Annotated in this window: 11 protein-coding genes, 1 other RNA gene and 1 pseudogene; 5 read left to right on the top strand and 8 right to left on the bottom strand. The window is 61.1% G+C overall.

Translation table 11 applies throughout. The features are described 5' to 3' along the window. Together OXI69_05395 and OXI69_05390 are read right to left on the bottom strand one after the other, a co-directional pair. A partial coding sequence (locus OXI69_05395) for a tetratricopeptide repeat protein (GenBank protein MDE2665563.1) occupies positions 1-2,110 on the bottom strand: 2,110 nt, incomplete at its 3' end. After that, a complete protein-coding gene (locus OXI69_05390) occupies positions 2,103-3,332 on the bottom strand; it encodes an AAA family ATPase (GenBank protein ID MDE2665562.1) in 1,230 nt (409 codons plus the stop codon). The genes OXI69_05395 and OXI69_05390, both read right to left, overlap by 8 nt. A gap of 353 nt (positions 3,333-3,685) precedes the next feature. On the opposite strand from OXI69_05390, the gene OXI69_05385 reads away from it, so the two are divergent. Then, positions 3,686-4,363, top strand: coding sequence for an HAD hydrolase-like protein (locus tag OXI69_05385; protein ID MDE2665561.1), 678 nt, complete (start codon positions 3,686-3,688; stop codon positions 4,361-4,363). 153 nt (positions 4,364-4,516) lie between these two features. On the opposite strand, the gene OXI69_05380 is transcribed toward OXI69_05385, so the two are convergent. The 6 genes from OXI69_05380 to OXI69_05355 form a co-directional block, all read right to left on the bottom strand. Next, positions 4,517-5,977: a DUF1501 domain-containing protein gene (locus OXI69_05380; protein MDE2665560.1), complete on the bottom strand. Its 1,461-nt coding sequence runs from the start codon at positions 5,975-5,977 to the stop codon at positions 4,517-4,519. Continuing rightward, entirely contained in the window at positions 5,967-8,168 is a 2,202-nt protein-coding gene (locus tag OXI69_05375; GenBank protein MDE2665559.1) for a PSD1 and planctomycete cytochrome C domain-containing protein, read from the bottom strand. Before OXI69_05375 ends, OXI69_05380 begins: the two co-directional genes overlap by 11 nt. 169 nt (positions 8,169-8,337) lie before the next feature. Next, positions 8,338-8,748 (bottom strand): type II toxin-antitoxin system HicB family antitoxin, encoded by a 411-nt coding sequence (locus tag OXI69_05370; GenBank protein MDE2665558.1) that lies wholly within the window; start codon positions 8,746-8,748, stop codon positions 8,338-8,340. 1 nt (position 8,749) lies between these two features. After that, on the bottom strand, positions 8,750-8,944 hold the full coding sequence (locus OXI69_05365) for a type II toxin-antitoxin system HicA family toxin (GenBank protein ID MDE2665557.1): 195 nt from the start codon (positions 8,942-8,944) through the stop codon (positions 8,750-8,752). Positions 8,945-9,226: 282 nt separating this feature from the next. Next, positions 9,227-9,585: a transfer-messenger RNA gene (gene ssrA, locus OXI69_05360) on the bottom strand. 152 nt (positions 9,586-9,737) lie between these two features. Next, positions 9,738-10,520: a PIG-L family deacetylase gene (locus tag OXI69_05355; GenBank protein MDE2665556.1), complete on the bottom strand. Its 783-nt coding sequence runs from the start codon at positions 10,518-10,520 to the stop codon at positions 9,738-9,740. 229 nt (positions 10,521-10,749) lie between these two features. Between OXI69_05355 and OXI69_05350 the strand changes: the two genes are divergently transcribed. From OXI69_05350 to OXI69_05335, 4 genes and pseudogenes are all read left to right on the top strand, one after another. Continuing rightward, entirely contained in the window at positions 10,750-11,553 is an 804-nt protein-coding gene (locus OXI69_05350; GenBank protein ID MDE2665555.1) for a hypothetical protein, read from the top strand. Between the two features lie 20 nt (positions 11,554-11,573). Beyond that, entirely contained in the window at positions 11,574-12,734 is a 1,161-nt protein-coding gene (locus OXI69_05345) for an aminotransferase class I/II-fold pyridoxal phosphate-dependent enzyme (GenBank protein MDE2665554.1), read from the top strand. A gap of 157 nt (positions 12,735-12,891) precedes the next feature. Next, positions 12,892-14,550 (top strand): annotated as a pseudogene (locus OXI69_05340) (propanediol/glycerol family dehydratase large subunit). Beyond that, positions 14,533-15,165 carry a propanediol/glycerol family dehydratase medium subunit gene (locus tag OXI69_05335; GenBank protein MDE2665553.1) on the top strand — a complete coding sequence of 211 codons (633 nt, stop codon included), beginning with the start codon at positions 14,533-14,535 and terminating at the stop codon, positions 15,163-15,165. Before OXI69_05340 ends, OXI69_05335 begins: the two are co-directional and overlap by 18 nt. Positions 15,166-15,220 lie beyond the last annotated feature (55 nt).

Raw genomic sequence — 15,220 nt, 5'->3', positions numbered from 1 at the left:
GCGCCCGCCGCATCAGCGGCTCCGCCTCCCCCATCCGGTTGGTGGCCTGCAGCAGCTCCGCCAGGTTGTTCAAACGAATCGCCACGGTCGGGTGGTGCTCGCCGTAGGAGGCCTTGCTGATCTCCAGCGCTCGCCGCATCAGCGGTTCCGCCTCACCCATCCGGTTGGTGGCCTGCAGCAGTTGCGCCAGGTTGTTCAAACCTATCGCCACCGTCGGGTGGTGCTCACCGAAGGAGGCCTTGCTGATCTCCAGCGCCCGCCGCATCAGCGGCTCCGCCTCCCCCATCCGGTTGGTGGCCTGCAGCAGTTGTGCCAGGTTGTTCGAAGCCATTGCGACAAGATTCGGATTGGCCTGTACCTCTGCCTCACCGAGCGCTTTGCGTTGTTGGGTTTCACAATCATCCCATCGTGCGAGAGCGATCAGTTCGGTCGCAATTTTCAGGCGCTGCAAGATCCGTTTTTCCGGATCGTCAATGCTCTCCAGCGTATCCCGCAGAAAGTCCAGCCTGGTCTCGGAAAACATGCGCAGCGTCAATCCTTCTCCCATCTCCATGAGCCGATTGGCGAAATTCTCAAACTGGCCGCTTCGGTGCATTTCCCAACATGCAATCATTTCCTCGACCTCGGCAAGGTAGTCAGGGGCGGATCGATTACTCGAAATGATGCGGGCAATCGATTGACTCACTCCATCGCCAGCCAGCGGCGCAGCTTCGCGCACGTAGCTCGCCATTTGCTCGGCATCTCCACGACGGGCAAAGATCCTCGCCATGTCGAACTTCGCGGTCGCTTTCTCGTTTTCGTCGCCGACCTCACTGAGGTAATCGAGGGTCTTCTCCGCATCGACACTGCCTTTTTCGATAAGTTTCTCGCGCAATAGGCGGCGCTTCTCTTCGCGGGCATCGATGCTTGGGTAAAATAGGTTGAAGAATTCAAGCAAGAACGGCAGGCGTCTGCGGGCGCCGCGGGAAAGATTCATCGCGAGCCAGATATCAAAGAACCCTTCACGAATCGTGTAAAGGCGCGAGCGTTTGTCCAGCGGGTGCCGGCTGGCGCGCAGGTAGTGGGCATCGGAGAGACGCTTGAGCAGCGACGAAGTCTCCTGCTGGCTCATGCGCATTCGCGCGGCAATGGCGGCCGGTGTTTTTTCCTGGTCGCGCATGCTCGCCAGGCATTCCAGCAGCGCGCGTTGGCCGGGAGGCAGATCGTTCAGCCGATCCTGATAGAACGGCGAGATCCGGTCGAGCAGCAGGTGGAACTGATCCTGAACCTTGGTGACCGACTCGTGAGCGATCAACTCGTAGAGCATCATTATCAACCGAGGGTTTCCGCCCGTCATCCGGTAAAGCGCCTGCAAGCGGGAACGCATGTCCGCAAAGGTTGCGAGGATATCGTCGCGGCTTTCCCATTCGAGGTTGCGCCGGATCAATTCAACGGTTTCCTCAAATCTCAGGTTTTCGAGAATCTGTATGTCGAAGAAATCGTAAAACGGCTGTCCAACATCGGTGATGGCGTCGAAGTGTAGCGGCGAGGTAGCCAACAACAGGCAGCCGTTGCCGGCCATGAAGAACTTTCGCAACGAGGCGAGTTCGTTATTATCGCGAATTTGCCATGTAAATATCTCGCCTAGGTTCTCGAGCATAATGAGCAACGTGCGATTGCGCCGGCGATTCTGCTCGCGGATGGCGGGCACCAGCGTGTCGACCACCCGGGCGTCGTCTTCCTCGGTCTGTACCTTGGAGAACAACTCCGCCCATAGCGGCTCGTCATCGATTGCATCTTTCAGGATCTCGCAAAGACCGATAAGAAAGTCGGCGAAGGACAGTGTCCGGTTCGATTCCTCTGGAAATCGGACAACTACGTAACTCGCCCTGAGCGTGTCATCCGATTGAACTGTGTCTTCGATGCAGTCAAGCAGATGGGTCTTTCCGATTCCGCGCGGCCCGATAAACAGAAGATGGTGTTTCGATTTCCTTCCAACGGAACCACGCAAGGATTCAACGGAATTGTCGAGGACGTGTTCCCGCGCAACGCTGGTGTGGCGCAGGCGCTCAGGACTGGTTACTCCTGAGCGATACAGGCCGATCTTTGCGTTGAGGGTTGGCTCAGGCATAGTATTTCCCCCACCACGATTTCAGCACACCGCTGGCGAAGTCATAGATTCCCTCTTCGACTTCGACGATGTAGAAATCGTTCTCCAGGTCGAGCATTATTTGGTTGAAGAGTTGCCTGCGCTCATGCCACGGAAGTTCGATGCCGCTGCCCACCAACAAGCGGTCCGTTTCCTGCAACAGAGCTGCACGGCCCAGCCCGGATTCGCACACGCTGATTTGCCCCAACAAGGCATAGGCAATCGAGCGTTTGGGGTCCGCATAGTATTGCCTGATTCGCGAATAGTAGTGTTGCAACCGGGTGCGCGCACCGGGACTAACAATCAACGCTTCGAAGATGGCATCGACATCCGACGCGACGATTCTACGTTGCTCCTTTTTCCATAATCTGTAGAGATCCTGGGTCGCCATCTGCATGAAAAGCGGAATAGGACGACCCAGGCAAGAGACCAGCCGCTGTGGAACATCCTCTTGGTACTGGACGCCTCGCCCGCCCAACATTTCCGTCACAAAAGCCCTGATGTCACCGTCGGTGAGTGGAGGCAGGGGGATGTCTTCAAGGTCGTTGATGAGATCCACCTGTCCGAGCACGTCAAGCGTGCCTGCCAGATTGACCGAGCCGCCAACCAGCCAACGGATCGAATCTCTTGCGGGTGCCGGATTTAATCGCTGGGTTCGAAACCAGGCGAGAAACTCCCGCAGCAACGCTGCATCCTTCTGGGACAAGTTGAGCAGCATGTCAGGCAGCTCGTCGATGATGAATAGAATCGGTGCGCCGGTTTTGCGGGCCTGTTTGAGAAACCTGTCGCCATGCTGCCTCCAGTTCTCGCGCCAACCGGGATCACTTTGGCGCAGTGCGAGCTTGAAGGCACCGACACCGATCTCCCCGACCCTTTCCAATGCGCCACTCACAAGTTTCCAGCCTGCGGCAAGTTGGTCCCGTACGAAAACCGGATGCGCATCATGGAATGCGTCGAGTAGCCCCTGAAAGAAATCGGCTGGATGGGTCAAGTCCTGGACATTGATCAAAACCGTCGAGAAACCGTTCCTGGGATTGTCCCGCAAGTGATCCATGACGCTGGTTTTCCCCGTTCGTCGGGCCGCCGTAAGCACCAGATGCCTTGTGCGCAGTGTTTCCCAAAGCTCCGCAACAAACTCCTCGCGAAATCGCAAGTCCATCGGGTCGACGGGAGCCCCGGTGTAGAATTCAGGAGTTTCGCTCATTTATATGTCGAATCTGTTGTATAACATAATTGTCGCCCACTTGAAGTATACAACAATATTGCTTTAATTCAATATTTTTGGGGTTCACGCTACCGGTTTCGCGATGAAGGGTAGCGCTAAATTGCTGCAAAAATACCCTTTACGCTCCGACTCAGCAGGAACACCGCAAGCGGTTGTTTTTGCCTCTCTCTCAAGGGGTTGAAAGAAACGCCAGACAAAATGATTCCACGAACTCGAAAGCGTCCCCTATTGAAACACTAGGGACTTGGCTCGAATGGGAGCAGAATTAGGGCCGAGGAGAGGATATGGGAACTGGGCTACTGCCGCTGGAGTGTTGTAGAAGCCCTTGGCGTATGAACAGAAAACATGACTTGATCCTACTGGATCTGGACGGAACGATCAGCGATCCGATCCGTGGCATTGCCAAGTCGATTAACTATGCCTTGGCGGCGCTGAGCTTTGAGGAAGTCTCCCAGAGTAGGGTAGCGAAATTCATCGGCCAACCAATCGACGTGACGCTGGCAGCATTGTCTGAAAGTGAATCAAGCAATCTCGTCAATCAGCTTGTTGCGAAGTACAGAGAGCGGTTCGGCGCCATCGGATATTCAGAGAACTCTCTTTATCCCGGAGTACTCGAAGCTTTGATGGACCTGCACGACAAGAAAGTTCCCTTGGCCATATGTACGTCCAAGCGTTCTGAATATGCCTGGAAAATACTGCGGATGTTTGGACTCGACGGTCTGTTTCGATTTGTCAACGGAGGAGACGTTGGAACCACAAAACAGGAACAGATTGCACAGATGCTGGTCAATCAACAGATCACCGAGAACACAATGATGATCGGTGATAGATCTATTGATCTCGCAGCCGCCCACGCCGGCGGGCTCACATCTGCAGGAGTGCTCTGGGGCTACGGCTCTCGCGAGGAGCTGGAAAGGGAAAACCCATCCCGACTTTTTGAATCTCCTGAAGAATGGCACATCCTCGCGGAGCTAACAAGACAAGGAACCGGAATTAGGGGACGTTGTTGAATTACCGGGACTGGCGATTCTGTAAACGCTTGGCGATGACGGAACTGGAGACACATACCTGGTGGAGGACCTACGCCTGAGCCCGGTTCGAACTCCTGAAAGCAAAGGCATTCCGGTATTTCAACAACGTCCCCTACTTTTCACTTTTCACTGTCAGGCAATGATGTCGTGCACGACGTTGCCGTAGACATCGGTCAGGCGGAAGTCACGGCTATTGTGGCGGTAGGTGAGCTGCTTGTGATCCAGGCCCAACAGGTGGAGGATGGTGGCGTGAAGATCGTGATGCGAGACGCGACCCTTGACAGCGTGCATGCCGAGCTCGTCGGTCGCGCCGTGCGTGATCCCCGGCTTGACGCCGCCGCCCGCCATCCACATGGAGAAGCCGTAGTGGTGATGGCCGCGGCCGAGGGATTCCTCCTTATTAGCCTCCTCCATCGGCGTGCGACCGAACTCAGTGGCCCAGACGACCAGAGTCTCGTCCAGCAGACCGCGCGACTTCAGGTCCATGATGAGGGCGGTGATCCCGCGATCGGTGCGCGCCGCGTTGGTTCGGTGGTTGTTGATGAGCCCGCCTCGGTTGCCGTGCGCGTCCCATCGCCGCCCCTGGGCGCCGTCGAGAATCTCCACGAAACGGACGCCGCTCTCCACCATCCGTCTCGCCGTCAGGCACTTCCTCCCGAAGTCGGTGTCGCCATATAGCGCCTTCACCGAGTCCGGCTCGCTCCCGATATCGAAGATCTCCGGCGCTTCCATCTGCATGCGAAAGGCCGTCTCGAATGCGGCGATGCGCGCGTCCAGCTCGGGCTGGGTGCGATAAATACCGCGATGGAGGCGATTCAACTTCCGCACTAGGTCCAACTGCGCGCGCTGCCGGCCTCGGCTGAGAAACGCCGGCGCCTCCATGTGCGGCACCGGTGGATGTCCGGGCTTGAAGTCCGCCAGCGTGGCCTGGTGGATACCAGGGAGGTATCCGGCATCGTGAAGCGCGCGCCCGCCGGACGGCCGGCCGTCTGTCATCACCACGAACCCCGGCATGTTCCGGTTCTCCGTCCCCAGACCGTAGGTCACCCACGAGCCAAGACTGGGGTGGCCCTGTCTGGCATAACCCGTGTGCATGAGAATCTGGCCGGAGAAGTGAAGTGCTGAATCGGTGTGCATCGAATTGATGAATGCGATGTCGTCGACCACCTTGGTCAGGTTCGGGAAGATCTCGCTGACCCATGCGCCGCTCTGCCCATAGCGCTTGAAGGAGAACACCGGTGGAACGATGCGCGTGTGGGTGTAGTCCTTCTCCGGGCTAAGGCCTTCCAGGTCTTTTTTGGAGAATATGTCTCGCGCCAGTCTTCCGGCGTACTTTTTCAGAAGCGGCTTGTGATCGAACGTCTCCAGTTGACTTGCGCCGCCGACCATGAACAGGAAGATGACGCTCTTCGCCCTGGGAGCGAAGTGGGGCTGCCTGGGAGCCAGTGGCTCGCTGAGGTCAGCCGCCGCACCGCTCGCCGCCTGGTCCGCGAGCAGGCTGGCCAGAGCGATGCCACCCAGGCCCAGTTCCTTGAGGAACCCACGGCGGTCCCTGCCAATCGGTCGAGTTCCATAAGCTGCGTCAGTGAACATAGATGAACTCGTTCAGGCTCATGACGGCATGGCAATATTCGACCAGCGGACTCTGCGCATCCAAAGACCCCGGCTCCTTGCCTGCCTCCAAGGAGTCGGCGCGCCGTCGACCGAGAAACGACAGGCCGATCTCGCGTTCTTCCACGGTCGGCGGCCGGGAAAGAGCCATCCGGTATGCCGACTCGATCTGTCGGCCGGGGTCGCCTCCGACTCTGTCCCGCACCCGTTGTGCGAAGCGCTTGGCTTGCTCCCACACGAATGGCGCATTCAGCATGAAAGCCGTGCTGATCGGTGTCGTGCCGACATCACGAAGGCCGACGCTTTGCGTGTTATCCGGAAGGTCGAAGATCTTGAGGACCGGATGGAGGATGAAGCGCGGCGACATGAGGTAGACCGACCGGCGCCAGGTGTCCGGCGTGTCCTTGAAGGGTTCCTCGCGGCTGCCAATGGAAGTGCTGGGCCCGTACATGTTCGTGCGCAGGGCGCCGGAGACGCTCAACAGGTGATCGCGGATGACTTCAGCCTCCATGCGCAAGGGCCTGCGGTGCCACAGGTACTCGTTGTAAGCATCGTGCCGGGCCTGAGCCAACTCCGTGCCGGCCGCCTGTCTGTATACGGCGCTGTTCATCATCAGCCGGTGGATCGGTTTGAATCGCCAGCCCTCCTGGATCAGCTTGGAAGCGAGCCAATCCAGCAGAGCGGGGTGCGTGGGTTCGGTACCGAGTCTGCCGAAGTCATTGGGAGTGCTGACGATGCCGCGCCCGAAATGATGTTGCCAGAGACGATTGACGATCACCCGAGCCAGCAACGCACCGGCGCCTTGCTCGACGTCGGTCAGCCAGTTCGCAAGCATCCGAAGCTTCGACCCCTCAAGCTGCGGCTCGGGGCCATCGGCAGCCTCGGGACGGGGCCGCCAATCCTTCGCGCTGCGACCGTCCCGCATCAAGACGCGCAGGAACCCCGGCTTGACCGGCTTGATGGGGCTCGCCCAGCTACCGCCGGCCAGAAGATGGGGTGTGGGTAACTCCAGGGCAACATGCTTGCCGCCTGCATTTGGCTTGACCTCGACTTCGTCGAAGAATACAGCCGTCAACTGATAATACTCTTCGGCCGTGATCGGGTCGACCTTGTGGTCGTGGCAACGCGCACACCCGACCGTCAGGGCAAGGAACGCTTGACCGGTCGTCGACACCATGTCGTCGAGGCGGTGAAACTTCCGATCGTTCGGGTTGTCGTTCCTGCTCAGATTCGTTCCAATCTGGACGAACCTGCCCAGGTCCCGCCGGCCGGCAGGGGAACCGCTCGGAGCGCCGGCAACCTGGTAGCGGACGAAGTCGTTGTAAGGCAGGTCGTCATTGAAAGCGCGAATCACGGCGTCGCGGTATCGATAGGCGTCCTCTCGAACTGCGTTGTCCCCCTCGTGTGCTCCAAGGCTCTCGCCGAACCGAGCCACATCCAACCAGTGCCGTCCCCACCGTTCGCCATAGTGCGGGCTGGCGAGCAGCCGGTCGACGAGCTGGCGAAAGGGTTCTGCGGAGGAATCCCGAACGAACGCCTCGACTTCGTCGGGTGCCGGCGGCAAACCGATCAGGTCGAAGTAGGCGCGGCGAATCAGCCTCGCCCGATCGGCCTCCCGTGCAGGGCGAAACTGCTTCTCGTGCAGCTTGGCGAGGACGAACCGATCGATCGGCGAGTCCGTCCAGGCGGACTCCTCCGGGGTTGCCGCCGACACCTGAGGTGGATCGACAGGACGCAGGGGACGGAAGGCCCAGTGGAGATGTCCTGATTCGAGATCCATCTTGGCCCTATCAACCGCCTGCCCGTCTCTCGGATCGGGCGCACCGAGGGCCACCCATTGCACGAAATCAGCGATGACCTCGTCGGGCAACTTGCCGGCGGGCGGCATCTGCAGGTCGGGGTTGGTGTACTCGAGGGCCTCGATCAGCATCGACTGATCGGGTCGCCCCGCCACCACGACGGAGCCCCGCGACCCGCCCCGCTGGACACCCTCCCGGGTGTCGAGCTGCAGCTTCCCCATCAGCGTTCCCCTGCGGGCGGCCTCCGCCGAGTGACACTGATAGCAGCGCTCCGCCAACACGGGACGAATCTTCTTCTCGAAGAAGTCGATATGGTGTTGACCGGCTTCCTCGGGGGATCCGAGCAGGCTGAGGGCGATTACGAATATGATCACGCGACTACCTTGCCTTGTGTACTTGAGATCCTATTCGGATTGTAGAAAGAAATCCACCAGGCGAGTCGCCTCAAAAAAAATGCCCGAAAGAAAATTGTAGCGTCACGAAAAAAGGTGCCCCAAAGGAAAGAGTGCACCGCCCCCGATTCCCCGGACAGATAACACGCACCTATTGATCCTTGGATTGACGTTCTACGTAGCTAAGCGCGGCGCGGGCGAGCAGGGCTGACCGTGTTTCCCCTTCTCGGGCCGCCGCCTTGTCCACGATCGCCAGAACGCGGGCGGGCACCGTGATGTTGATGCGCTTGGTCTTGCTCAACAGCTTGGAGAGATCAACGTTGACGAGTGCCCAAATCCCAGACTTGTAATCGTCACTCGCCTGGTGTGTTTCCAGCGATTCCTTGGCAGGTATGGGTTCCCCATCCATGAGGAGCCCCTCCAGATGGCAGGCAATAGCCTCCTGGGCCGCCTCGACGGCTTCCTCAAGCGTATCTCCCGCCGAAAAGCAGCCAGGCAGATCTGGTACGCTAACCCCGTAAGCACTCTCTACATCCTTGTGGATCACAACTGGGTATCGCATCTCAGCGGTCCTCCCATTTCCAATTGGCTTGTCGGTAGATGTTGCGCAGAGTGCCGATGGGTATCTCCTTACTGGGGTGCTTCACAGTGACCCGACCGGACTCTTCAGGGTGGACGAACTGGTGATGGCTTCCGCGCACGTTCCGGGACACCCACCCATCCCGCTTCAGTCTCCGAATAACCTCTGCGCTTCTCATTGTATGTATTATACACACTATCTCACCCTTAGAACCTCACAGAGTATGCTGACGCCCGCTTGGCGCCCTCAGGGACAGGTTCAAGAGCTAAGTCGCAGTGTTCCAGGCGTTTGCAAGTTGCTTGTTTTCAGGACATTCCCCAAAAAGACCTTGTGAAACAACCCGGGAAATTGAAAGCAGAGGAGTAAGAAGAATGCACAAGTGGAACGGGTGGAATTCTGGGGAAAATGGGGAGTGTCCTGAAAACGTCCCCTATTGATAGGCGGCTTTGGGTTGGATGTTTGGTGGAGGCGGCGGGAATCGAACCCGCGTCCGAAATTACTTGGCGAGAAGAATCTACGTGCGTATCCGGTTCCTGTTTGGTTTCGCCACCCGACATCGAGAACCGGCAAGAGTGCCTGGCGACTAGACCGGTGAGTTTCGCCGGCGGCTCCCGGACGGCTGCCATCGGCTAGCCTGTTAGTCGACGCTCCACATCCGCCGCACAGGCATCAGCGGAGGGAACGGCTACTTAAGTTTGTTTAAGCAGCAAGTGCCAATTGATCATCAGCAGTTACGTTTAGGTCCATCTTTTTAACGAGGGGATGGTCCTCGGCACGCATCTTCAGCCTCGATAATCCCGTCGAAACCATTTCGCCCCCAAGGGGAGTCTGCCCCGCTGAAGACTCGACAGCGGATGAGGTGAATTCATTATAGGCAGGCTTCCAAGAGGCTGTCAAGCTGACCGGAGCAACCGCAGTTCTTTTAGAATGAGTGGGATAGGCGGTCTTAGCGAACGGGCTAGCGGACGGTGCTACCCGCGATCGGCCGGCGCGCTTCCCTTCCCTGCTTCGATCCCAGCGAACAGGTCGGTCTCGGGCCTCGACACCAGCGTCGGCCCCCAGGCCTGGCGGAAGGGTTCGCTCGAGAGCGCGGCTTCCGGATCGGGACGATCGAACCAGATGCGATTGATGGAGAGGTGCTGGGTGCTGTGGGTTCTCAAGGCCTCGGCCTTGCGCGCCGACCAGGCGCGGATGTCTACCAGGAAATCGACGCCAGGCCGATCGCCCAGGGGTGGACCGGCCCCGATCTCCTCCGGCCGCAGCGGCGGCGTCCAAAGCAGGCGGGTCACTCGATGTGGTTTGCCGTCCTGCGGCAGCCAGCGGGGGTCGGCGGCGGCCGCGATGGCATCGGAGGTGAACCGGCTGATGGCGACATGGTCCGGGTGTTGGTTGAACCCGTTGGGGTCGAAGGTGATAACCACGGCCGGCCGGTACCGGCGGAGCAGCCGGACGAGCTGCTCCCGGATCTGTGCCGGGTCGGCGTTGCACAGCTCCTTGTCCCGGTATCCCAGCAGGTGGAGCGCATCGATGCCCAGTATATCCACCGCCCGGCGCAGCTCGTTTTCCCTCACTCGGGGCAGTTCTTCTCTCGAACAGACAGGGGGGTCTCCTACCTTTCCGGCATCGCCCAGGGTGGCGGTGGCCAGCACGAGCCGGACTCCCCTGGCGCCATACTTGCAGGACACGCCTGCCACCATGAAGCTCTCGTCGTCGGGATGGGCCAGGCTGAAGAGGATGGTAGGGCGATTTCCCATGGGACGCCTCGTAGTCTAGCAAAGACGGAGGACAACCCGGCATGCAGGGCTCTCCCTAGATACTTCGCTATTGCTGGAGCCGGTACCCTCGGATAGAGTAGCCCTTCTTGACGGTGCGGCTCCGATCGGGCGATCGGGATCTTGCCGCAAGCCACGGCACGCTTGGCCTGGTATCCCGCTGCCGGTGCGCCCTCTCATTTCGTTGCCAGGCACAGGAGGCAAAATTCTCATGCTTAGACCGGTTTCTCTCATTTTGAACACCCTGATAGTGGCGCTCTGGGCCGCGAGCCTGTCGGGCGTGGCGACACGGGCCGAAGCCGCCCCGTCGAAGGATGCCAAAGCTCAAGAGGTCGCGGCCAAGCTGTTGGAAGCCCTGGGAGGACAGGAAGCCTGGGACCGGGCCCGCTATCTCCGTTTCGACTTTGTGGTGAAGCGCGAGGGTAAGATCGTCTCAACCGTCAAACACCTCTGGGATCGTTACAGCGGGCGGTATCGCGTGGAAGGCAAGACCGGGGACAAGGGAGATTACGTGGTCTTGTTCGAGGACATCAATGCGAAAAAGGGCCGGGCCTTTCGCAATGGCAAGGCCGTCCAGGGGGAGGACCACCAGAAGCTGATCGATCTGGGCTATGGCCGCTTCATCAACGACACTTACTGGCTGCTGATGCCCTACAAGTGGAACGATCCGGGAGTTCACCTGAAGTACGAAGGAACTGCCAAGGGGGATGGGGGCACTGTGTGGGATAAGGTCCTTCTGACCTTTGACGACAACGTGGGTCTCACGCCCAAGGACCGCTACTGGGCTTACATCAACCAGGCGACGGGGCTGATGGATCGCTGGGAATACATTCTGAAAGGCGGAGAGGGTCCGGCGACCGGGTCCGACTGGGTCCGGTGGGAGAGCTTCGGAGGCATCCTGCTGTCTCAGGAAAAAATCCTCCGGGGACGCCCCGTGAGCATTCTTTTTCACAACCTGCAGGTATCGGCGACCACCGATGAGAAGCCCTTCACGTCGCCGGAAGCAAATCTGTAGAGGCCACCGGGAGCAGCACCATGTCCGACAAACCCCACCGGCGGGAAACCGACCTGATCCATGCGGGGGAACCCAGGCCCCGCATCGAGGGGGCGGTGACCCTGCCGATCTTCCAGTCATCCACCTTCGAGTTCGGGGGAGAATCCGACTACGACCGCATCCGCTATCTCCGGCTCAGCAACACCCCCAACCACCAGGCCTTGCACCAGAAGCTGGCTGCGCTGGAAGGGGGCCAGGCGGCCCTGGTGTCGGCCAGCGGCATGGCCGCCATCGCCAGCACGCTGCTGGCCTGCCTGGACGCCGGCGATCACCTGCTGGCCCAGGACTGCCTCTACGGCGGTACCCACGGGCTGATCACGGGGGAAATGGTGCGCCTGGGGCTGAGCTACGACTTCATCCGGGGCGACGACCCCGACTCCTGGCAGCGGTGCCTGAAGCCCAACACCCGGGTCCTCTACGTGGAGTCCATCACCAATCCCCTGATGCAGGTGGCCGACCTGGAGGCCCTGGCGCGCTTCGCCCGGGAGCACGGCCTGATCTCGGTCATCGACAACACCTTCCCCACCCCGGTCAACTTCCGCCCCCTGGAATGGGGGTTCGACCTGTCCGTTCACAGCGGCACCAAGTATCTGAACGGCCACTCCGACATCGTGGCCGGCGCCGTGATCGGCTCCCACGGGCACATCCGGAAGATCCACCACACCGCCAACCACCTGGGTGGCTCGCTGGACCCACACGCGGCCTTTCTGCTCCATCGAGGCATCAAGACCCTGGCGCTGAGGGTCGAGGCCCAGAACCGCAGCGCCCTCCAGTTGGCCCGGTTCCTGCAGACCCACCCGAGCGTGGCCGGTGTCAACTATCCGGGCTTGAAGGATCACCCCGACCACCAGCGAGCTTCCCGCCTCTTCAGCGGCTTCGGGGGCATGCTGAGCTTCGAGCTGCACGGCGGAACCGAGGCGGCCGAGCGGTTCCTGAAGGCGCTGCGACTGCCCGTCAACGCCCCCAGCCTGGGGGGCGTGGAGTCGCTGGTCACCCGGCCGGCCTCCACCTCGCACGCCGGCCTATCCCGGGAAGAGAGACGCCGCGCCGGGATCTCGGAAAGCCTGATCCGCCTTTCAGTGGGCCTGGAGGCTCCCGAAGACCTGATCCGGGACCTGGAATCGGCTCTGGGAGCCGCCTGAGGCAGGGGCGGCTGTGGTAATATCGGCGGGTTGTCCGACCGCCCGCGGACCGACCCGCCGCGATCTCTCCCGGCAGCGGCCTGGCAGCGCATGGACCAGTCGGTGGAGGATCGTCCGGCCACCGTCGATGGGCCGCTCCCAAAGGAACATGGCAGCCATGAAGTCCAAGCGTCTGGATCTCTCCAGCCGGCGCGCGATCAACCAGGACAGCTTCATCCAGGAATGGCCTGAGACCGGGCTGATCCTGTTCAACAGCCCCTTCGACCCCAAGCCCGGGATTCGGATTTCCCAGGGGCGTCTCTGCGAGCTGGACGGCAAGCCTGAAGCCGAATTCGATCTCATCGACCGGTTTATCGCCCGCTACGCCATCGACCTGACCCGGGCCGAAGAGGCCATGGCGTTGGACTCCACCGAGGTGGCCCGCCGGCTGATCGACATCGACGTGCCCCGCCAGGAACTGGTGGAGCTCTTCGGCGCCCTGACTCCCTCCAAGATCGTGGAGGTGGTCAACCGGCTCAACACGGTGGAAATGATGATGGCCCTGCAGAAGATGCGGGCCCGCCGGACACCTTCCAACCAGGCCCACGTGACCAACCGCAAGGAGAACCCGGCCTTGCTGGCCGCCGACGCGGCCGAGGCGGTGGAACGGGGATTCTCGGAGCTCGAGACCACGGTGGGCGTCTCGCGCTACGCCCCATTCAACGCCCTGGCCCTGCTCATCGGTTCCCAGACGGGACGGGGCACCGCCCTGACCCAGTGCGCCGTGGAGGAGGCCCTCAGCCTGAAGCTGGCCCTGCTGGGGCTGACCACCTACGCCGAGACCCTCTCCGTCTACGGCACCGAGAAGGCCTTCCACGACGGCGACGACACGCCCTGGTCGAAGGCCTTTCTGGCTTCCGCCTACGCCTCCCGCGGCATCAAGGTGCGGTTCACCTCCGGGACCGGCTCGGAGGCGCTCATGGGCCACGCCGAAGCCAAGTCCATGCTCTACCTGGAAGCCCGCTGCCTGGTAGCCATCAAGGGGGCCGGTTCCCAGGGCGTGCAGAACGGCTCCATCAGTTGCATCGCCCTGCCCGAGTCCCTGCCGGGCGGAGTCCGGGGAGTACTGGCCGAAAACCTGATCGCGACCCTGCTCGACCTGGAGCTGGCCTCGGGCAACGATGCCCTGGCCTCCCATTCCCCCATCCGGAAATCGGCCAAGCTGATGCTGCAGTTCCTGCCCGGAACCGACTACATCTTCTCCGGCTACAGCTCCATGCCCAAGGAGGACAACCTCTTCGGCGGCGGCAACTTCGATGCCCACGACCTGGACGACTACAACGTCCTGCAGCGCGACATGCAGGTGGACGGCGGGCTGCGGCCCGTCAGCGACGAAGCCGTGCTGACGGTGCGCCGCAGAGCGGCCCAAGCCGTGCAGGCCGTCTTCCGGCAGCTCGGACTGCCGCCGGTGAGCGAGGCCGAAGTAGAGGCCGCCACCCGGGTCGAAAGCAGCGCCGACATGCCGGAACGGGACGTGGTGGGCGACCTGGAGGCCGCAGGGCGCTTTCTGGAGGAAGGAAGGAGCGGACTGGACGTGATTCGCGCCCTGGCCCGCGAAGGATTCGACGATATCGCGCAAAAGGTTCTGGCGCTCCAGAAGCTGAGACTCTCGGGAGACCACCTGCAGACCTCAGCCATGGTGCTCCCCGGACCCAGAGTGGTCAGCGCCGTCAACGATCCCAACGACTATCGGGGCCCCGGGACCGGCTACAGCCTCAGTCCCGAGCGCCGGCAGGAGATCGCCTCGCTCAACCAGGCCCTGAATCCCCGGGAGATCGGGCGGGAACCCTCCACCCAATCCGACGGCTTTCTCAAGGAAACCGGAGAGGCCCGGCCCGGAAAGGATCCACGGGAGATCGTGATTGCCCTCGGCCCCGCCTTCGGCACCGCCCTTCGAGCCACCCTGTTGGGAATTCCCCACCAGGAGGTGCTGCAGGCATTGATCGACGGCATCCGCACCGAGGGTCTGCAGCCCAGAGTGGTGAAGATCTACGCCACCTCCGACTGCGGCTTTATCGGCCACCGGGGAGCTCAACTGAGCGGCTCGGGGATCGCCATCGGCATCCAGTCCAAGGGGACCACCATCATCCACCAGCGCGACCTGGAGCCCTTGAACAACCTGGAGCTGTTTCCCCAGGCCCCCAACCTCGACCTGAGCTCCTATCGAACCATTGGGCAAAACGCCGCCAAGTATGCCAAGGGAGAGCCGGTGGCGCCCGTCCCGACCCGGATCGACAACACGGCCCGGCTCAAGTACATCGTCAGGACCACGGTCCTCCACCTTCATGAAACCCGGCAGGTGGTGAAGGACCGCAAACCCCGGGAATTGGAGTGGAGCCCGATGCAAGCTGCCGCGGGATCGGGCGCGGTTGAGAAGGTGGTACGGGCCTGACCGGCCTGTCGAGACACCCGACCGGTGGAGTCCGGGCGCCAGCCGGCAAGACGAC

It is taken from the genome of Acidobacteriota bacterium (assembly GCA_028875575.1).
In the GTDB taxonomy this organism is placed as follows: Bacteria; Acidobacteriota; Terriglobia; order Versatilivoradales; family Versatilivoraceae; genus Versatilivorator.
This window is presented reverse-complemented; position numbering and strand designations above follow the sequence as displayed.

Coding starts and splice junctions, on each gene's coding strand:
- OXI69_05390 (MDE2665562.1), bottom strand. CDS start 3,332: ATGAGCGAAACTCCTGAATTCTACACCGGGGCTCCCGTCGACCCGATG.
- OXI69_05385 (MDE2665561.1), top strand. CDS start 3,686: ATGAACAGAAAACATGACTTGATCCTACTGGATCTGGACGGAACGATC.
- OXI69_05380 (MDE2665560.1), bottom strand. CDS start 5,977: ATGTTCACTGACGCAGCTTATGGAACTCGACCGATTGGCAGGGACCGC.
- OXI69_05370 (MDE2665558.1), bottom strand. CDS start 8,748: ATGCGATACCCAGTTGTGATCCACAAGGATGTAGAGAGTGCTTACGGG.
- OXI69_05365 (MDE2665557.1), bottom strand. CDS start 8,944: ATGAGAAGCGCAGAGGTTATTCGGAGACTGAAGCGGGATGGGTGGGTG.
- OXI69_05355 (MDE2665556.1), bottom strand. CDS start 10,520: ATGGGAAATCGCCCTACCATCCTCTTCAGCCTGGCCCATCCCGACGAC.
- OXI69_05350 (MDE2665555.1), top strand. CDS start 10,750: ATGCTTAGACCGGTTTCTCTCATTTTGAACACCCTGATAGTGGCGCTC.
- OXI69_05345 (MDE2665554.1), top strand. CDS start 11,574: ATGTCCGACAAACCCCACCGGCGGGAAACCGACCTGATCCATGCGGGG.